The 6,311-nt window shown below is 66.5% G+C and carries 5 protein-coding genes; 3 read left to right on the top strand and 2 right to left on the bottom strand.

The annotated features are described in order from the left end of the window. Positions 1-1,510 (top strand): alpha/beta fold hydrolase (locus ACIGXM_RS25475; RefSeq protein WP_396564637.1); only part of this gene is annotated, 1,510 nt, incomplete at its 5' end. 312 nt (positions 1,511-1,822) lie between these two features. Here the strand turns inward: ACIGXM_RS25475 and ACIGXM_RS25470 are convergent. Beyond that, entirely contained in the window at positions 1,823-2,230 is a 408-nt protein-coding gene (locus ACIGXM_RS25470) for a tetratricopeptide repeat protein (protein WP_396564652.1), read from the bottom strand. Between the two features lie 146 nt (positions 2,231-2,376). Between ACIGXM_RS25470 and ACIGXM_RS25465 the strand changes: the two genes are divergently transcribed. Further along, complete coding sequence (locus tag ACIGXM_RS25465) at positions 2,377-3,522, top strand: hypothetical protein (protein WP_396564635.1); 1,146 nt, start codon at positions 2,377-2,379, stop codon at positions 3,520-3,522. Between the two features lie 211 nt (positions 3,523-3,733). Next, positions 3,734-5,038 (top strand): tyrosine-type recombinase/integrase, encoded by a 1,305-nt coding sequence (locus ACIGXM_RS25460; protein ID WP_396564633.1) that lies wholly within the window; start codon positions 3,734-3,736, stop codon positions 5,036-5,038. Positions 5,039-5,218: 180 nt separating this feature from the next. Here the strand turns inward: ACIGXM_RS25460 and ACIGXM_RS25455 are convergent, their stop codons facing one another. Continuing rightward, a complete protein-coding gene (locus tag ACIGXM_RS25455) occupies positions 5,219-5,974 on the bottom strand; it encodes a DUF6928 family protein (RefSeq protein ID WP_396564631.1) in 756 nt (251 codons plus the stop codon). Positions 5,975-6,311: the final 337 nt, after the last annotated feature.

Genomic DNA, 6,311 nt, shown 5'->3' with positions numbered 1-6,311 from the left:
CCTGGACACCAACCTGCGACCAGTCCCCGTCGGCGTCACCGGCGAGCTCTACCTCGCCGGCACCCAACTCGCCCGCGGCTACCTCAACCGCCCCGGCCTGACCGCCGAACGCTTCATCGCCTGCCCCTACAGCACCAAGGGCGAGCGCATGTACCGCACCGGCGACCTCGCACGCTGGAACACCAACGGCGAAATCGAATACCTCGGCCGAACCGACCACCAGGTCAAAATCCGCGGCTTCCGCATCGAACCCGGCGAAATCGAAACCGCACTCACCACCCACCCCCAGGTCACCGCCGCAACCGTCCTGGTCCGCGAAGACACCCCCGGCGACAAGCGCCTCATCGCCTACGTGATCCCCACAGGCGAGACCACGGACGAGGCCACGGACGACACCGGTGCGCTCGCCACCGCGCTGCGCACCCACCTGTCCAGCACCCTGCCCGACTACATGATCCCCAGCGCCTTCGTCACCCTGCCGGCCATGCCCCTCACCCCCAACGGCAAGCTCGACCGCAAGGCCCTACCCGCACCCAACCTCCAGACGAACACGTCAGGGCACACTCCCTCAACCATCCAGGAAGAGATCCTCTGCAGCCTGTTCGCCGAGGTCCTGGGTCTGGAACGCGTCGGCATCCACGACAACTTCTTCGAACTCGGCGGACACTCCCTCCTCGCCACCCGCCTCGCCACCCGCATCCGCACCACCCTCGGCGCTGAACTGGGTATCCGGGATCTCTTTGCCTTCCCAACGGTCGCCGGCGTCGCCGCACAGATGGCCCTGCCATCAGCGCGCGACGAGGTCTTGCTCCCAATCCGCCCTGGCGGCAACGCTTCGCCGTTCTTCTGCATTCACCCAGGCGGCGGCGTGAGCTGGAGCTACGCGCCTCTGGCCAGGTTCATTCCGGCAGACCATCCCATCTATGGCCTCCAGGCTAGCGGTCTCAATGGGCAGGATCAGCGCGCGGCCTCCGTCAAGGAAATGGCAGCCGAATACGTTGAGAAAATCCGCACCATCCAGAAGTCTGGCCCGTATCACCTCATAGGCTGGTCTTTCGGAGGGGTCGTCGCACACGAGATGGCAGTACAGCTCCAGGCGACCGATATGGAGACCAAACTCGTTCTGATGGATGCCCACCCGACGATTCAATTGGAGGAACAGGAACCCGGCGACTCTTTCGACATGACGCCAACGATTCGCCGGCAAGCACAGGCCGCCGGGATAGAGGTTTCAAATGATGAAATTTCTGCCATTGCGCGAGTAGCAGAGAATAATGTCAAGCTCCAATCGGAGCACATACCGGGAACGCTTGACGAGGAAGCGCTGATAATCTCCGCAGAGCATCCGATTGAGCGCAATGCCTCCCTGGTCGCAGCATGGACCCCGTACATCCTGGGTAGGATTTCGATATCCGGACTGCCGTGCCAGCACCACGACATGACACGGCCTGACATGCTCTCTCAAATGTGGGACGCAGTTTCAGTCTGGCTAACTCGTGAATCCAAGTAGCCACTGAAGGACTTGGTGTCGCACTCCAACCTTTTCCTCCGATACGGCGGAGGAAAAGGTTGGGGCCCGCGAGACCGATGCCCGCGGCGCCTTTGTCATCACGGACGCCGCCCGGACCTCGACGATCTCCTGACCACGTCCGTCAGCATCAACGTCGTCGCCGGACCGTTTGATGGCCAAACCAAGATCGTGCTTCGCAGGCAGGACGGGACGCCACCCGCACGCCTACGCGCGCCCGGCGGTCCAGCTGGCCCGGCTGCACGCTGACAGGACAGTTCGCGCCACTGACTCCCGAGCTGGCTAAATCTATGCCTACACCGGCCCCGAGCCGACCACCGGCAGCTGAAACACAGCCTTGAAACGCTTGATCAAACCCATCGGGGCATCCCTCGCCTTCCCCCGAAAGTAAGCGAGGCTATTCCGGGTCGTGAGGGTGTCGGGGTGGTCCGGTCCCAACACCCGCAGCCGGTCGGCCAGAAGCTGTTCGAAGTCGGTGACAGCGCCAGCGGCATCCCCCGCCTTCCCACGCCAGAAGGTGAGGTTGTTCCGGGTGTTGAGGGTGTTGGCGTGCTCCGGACCCAACACCCTCACCATGTCGGCCAGCAGCTGTTCGAAGTCCGTGGCGGCTCCCGCCGCATCCCCCGCCTCCCCCCGCCAGGAGGCGAAGCTGTGCCGGCTGCCGAGGGTGTCGGGGTGGTCCGGGCTGTCGGGTTGGTCCAGATCATCGGGCTGCCCACGATCGCCACTTCACCACCGCAGCATCCTGCCAACGGCGCCCCCTTGTTCAGCAGCCTACCGATCCCCATATCCGCCGGAGCAGTTCGACCGTTGGTAATACGACAGAACCGAGCCCAAGGAGTGCTGCCATGACCCGCTACAGCGTCGATGCCGTGCGACATGAACTGATCGCGACCTGGGGCAGTGGCGAAGGCGACCTCGCCACCCGTATCACCACCATCCCCGCCGGTAACACCGCCACGCTGCTGCGCCTGGCCCGCGCCCTCACCCAGCTGTCCGAAGCCGCCTGGCACACCTACACCCGCCCCGCCAGCGCCGCCGACTCCCTGGAACCCAACAGCGAGGGCTGGCGGCGCGAGCAAGAACGCAAGGCGTTCGACGAGGTGCCCGAGGCGATCACTCGGCCGAACCTTCCGCAAGGCGGTTCGGTGATCATCTCCTACAGCCCCCTCGTCGAGTCCGCCCACCAGGTCGGCCGCGCCCTGCACACCCTCGACAACCCCGACCTCACCAAGGCCGTCCTCGCCGAGGCCACAACCGAACTCACCGCCGTGGAGAGCGCCGAACTCGGCGACCTCACCGGCCGCGCCCAGCAGGCCGTCCTCCTCAGCCGCGAGGACGCCTCCCCCGCCCAGGTCGCCGCCGCCGACCACCTCCTCGAACAGGACCCCTTCGGCCCCGCAGCCCTCTTCACGGACGTCGACCCCACCGCCGCCTCCGTCGCCGCCGCCCACTGGCTGGCCGCCGCGGCCGAGGTCGCCGCCGACGCCTCCGGCCAGAACCCCACCGCGGTCCTCCTCGAAGCCGACGACATCGAGGCCCTCCCCCACGAGACCCCCACCCTCGTCCTCGAACTCCTCGACTCCGGCGTCTCCCCACGCGAGGCCATCACCACCCTCGTCCGCCACGCCATGCACGTCGCCGACGGCCTCCTGCCCGACCCCACCGCCCTGCGCGAACAACTCGACGACTTCGAGGAGACCCTCGCCGAATACCCCGAGGACCAGGAGCCGGACATCGAGGACATCGCACTGCGCCTGACCCCGCTCGACCCCAAGCGCCCGGCTCGTGACCTCCTCGAAGACCTCCTCGCCGGCATCCACGGCTGCTGGCTCCTCCACAGCGAGTACGACGAACTCGACGACGAAGAGGAGGACGACACCGAGAACGATGACGAGGAACGCGAGGCCGAAGCGCACCAGCACCACAGCCGCGCCCGCTTCGCCCAACTCGTCCGCCAGGCCGCCGCACGCAACCGCGACCGGCTGACCTGAAGCACCCGGTGTTCGACAGTGCCCGATCGGCACGGTCACACGAGGCCTCAGCGTTTCTCCCTTGGCGCCACGACAAGGGATCGACCCAGGTCAGACCGCCTTTTGGTTCCCTGGTGAGAGCAGGGTGAGTGCGGCGTTGCTCGACCTTCGATCCGCAGCACGAGAGCATGAGCATGGCAGATTCGCGCGACCTCCTTTGGAGGCGATCATCATGCGCTCCGCAGCCCACACCGGGCACATCTTCCGCCGGTGCGGCTGCCGCGACCACAACGGCAAGCAGCTCGGAGCCAGCTGCCCCAAGCTCGCCACCGACCCCGATCACGGCACCTGGACCTTCTCCCTCGACCTCCCCTCCCCCGACCGGCAGCGCAACATCGTCCGCCGCGGCGGCTACCCCACCGCCGAGGCCGCCCACGCCGCGCTACGCCGGATGGCCGAAGGGCAGGCCGGCGGCTTCAACGCCGACCCCAATCAGACCGTCGCCGACTACCTCACCTCCTGGCTCAAGGACAAGAAGCTCACCCTCAAGCCCACCACCTACGTCCGCTACCGCGACTACGTCACCAACGACCTGATCCCCGCCTTCGGCCAGGTCAGGCTCGACGATCTCGGCTACTCGCACATCGCCGCCTTCGTCCACATCCAACTCGACGCCGGGCGCGGCCAAGTAACCGTCCACCGCTGCCTCGCCACGCTCTCCAGCGCCCTCGGCGACGCCGTACGACGCCACCGGCTCCCTTACAACCCGGCACGGCCGACCGTCATCCCGCGGCCCGCCGCAGCCGAACGCCAGATCTGGACCGTCCAGGACGCCATTCGCTTCCTGCGCTGCTGCCGCGCCACCGACCCGGCCTTCGCCGACCTCATCGAGGTCCTCATCGGCACCGGCATCCGCAAAGGCGAAGCCCTCGCCCTGCACTGGAACGACGTCCACCTACCCGAGCGTGTCCTCTACATCCGCTACACGCTCTCTGCTGTCGACAACAACCACCTGATCATCACCCCGCCGAAGACCCGCAGCAGCAAGGGCTGGGTCGCCATCTCCCCGCGTGTCGCCGTCGCCCTGCGCCACCGGGTCGAGGACAAGAGCCCCTCACCCACCCGGTCGATCCGCGGTGGCTTCGTCTTCCACCGCCCCGACGGACGCCCTCTCCACCCCGAATACGTCCTCAACCACTTCCACCAGCTCTGCCGCGAGTTCGGCGTCCCCCGCACCACCATCCACGACCTACGCCACCTCGCCGCCACCATCTCCATCACCGCCGGCGTGCCCCTCACCATCGTCTCCAAGACGCTCCGGCACGCCACACTGTCCACCACCGCCAACATCTACGGCCACCTCACCACCCAGGCCGCCCGCGACGCCGTCAACACCATCGACCGCACCCTCACCACCGCCGACCAACCAGCGCCCACCCCCACCCGGCTCCCCCACCCGAGAACACCAGGAACTCACACAGCCCGAAGCCCCAGACAACCCACCACAGCCAAAAATCCGACACAGAAGCCAAGTTGATGCCTACGCCCGGAGAGCGAGAACATCCATCTCAGATCCCCGATATCACAATGCACTCACAAGGCCCCGAAAACGCGTCAAGGCCGTTTCCGCATCACTGCGAAAACGGCCTACGACCTGCGAAAACGCCGGTCGGGACGACAGGATTTGAACCTGCGACCCCTTGACCCCCAGCCGCACTCACGTCCCGGTGTCGCCGCGGTCCACGTCAAACCGAATGGTCGTGTGCTGGCGCAGGCGCATGGCAGCTGCACGCTGTTCGAGCTCAACTTCGATCCGAGCGGGATGGGAGCCGTTCGCGTCGGTCACGCGAAAGCCGCTCAGCGGAACAGCTTCGGCATCCACATCGTCAGGGCACGGTCGGCCCTCCAGTACAAATCCGGCGAATGCTCGCAGCGCCTCCTCGCCCAGTTCGAGTGGATGGAACGCAAGCGGGTATGGCGGCTGGTCCTCGCCCCACCACGGATCGGGCTCAACGGGACGCTCACCGGCCCAGAATGGCGCCTCGAACTCGTAAGGAGCGCCGATGTTCTCGACAATCCCGGCGTCCGGAGAGAGGCTGAGCGCGCGGACGAGTTCGCCCTTCTCCCAGACCGCGAACGAGAAGACGTCCGAAACACTGTGCATGGCATGGAAGAACACACGGGACCCGCCGCCCGCCTCCAGCACGTGCCGGGGAAGCTGACTCGGACGATGCTGCATGAGCCATCGATCGCAAACGACCGCCACACCTTCGAAACTCGCCGCATAGCAGAGACCGTCCGGTGGGTAGGTGCCGTCCCAGAGAGCCGCGCTTTCAGTCGGTTCCACCGTGCAGCCCGGCCGGATCCGCTGGAGCAGTCCGGCAGCAGCCGTACTGTCCGTGGAGCGCGCATCCCGAAGGGCTTCCGCAGCATCCCCGTCCGAAAAGATCAACATCGCTGACTTGGCGCCCACGCCGCCCCGCCCTCTCGCTTGCCTGGTTCAGGGGAGGCTAGCGGGAAGGTCCGACAGCTCTCACTGCCTTCGGGAGCAGCGAACTGCCGAGCCGCCCAGGCACCCGCACTCGTCCAGGTACCAGTGCACCTACCTGCCAGTCGCAAGGCGCCGTTCCAGCAGCCGAAGTGTCGATGCCCGGTCGTTGGCCATTCAGTGCTGTCAAGCAGCGGTGCGGGCCCAACTACATCTGCGTCGGCTGTGGCGTAGCGGCCAGCGAGCGAGTTCACGGGATGGTGGGTCAGCGCCCCCTGCCCGGGGTACATCGACCGCACCCTCATTGTGAGCAAACAGCTCC

This window comes from Kitasatospora sp. NPDC052896, assembly GCF_044547075.1.
Taxonomy (GTDB): domain Bacteria; phylum Actinomycetota; class Actinomycetes; order Streptomycetales; family Streptomycetaceae; genus Kitasatospora.
Note: the sequence above shows the minus strand (reverse complement) of the source record. Positions and strands in the feature narration are given on the sequence as shown.

Excerpts from the sequence above, each read along its gene's own strand:
- ACIGXM_RS25465 (WP_396564635.1), top strand. The coding sequence starts at position 2,377 with ATGACCCGCTACAGCGTCGATGCCGTGCGACATGAACTGATCGCGACC.
- ACIGXM_RS25460 (WP_396564633.1), top strand. The coding sequence starts at position 3,734 with ATGCGCTCCGCAGCCCACACCGGGCACATCTTCCGCCGGTGCGGCTGC.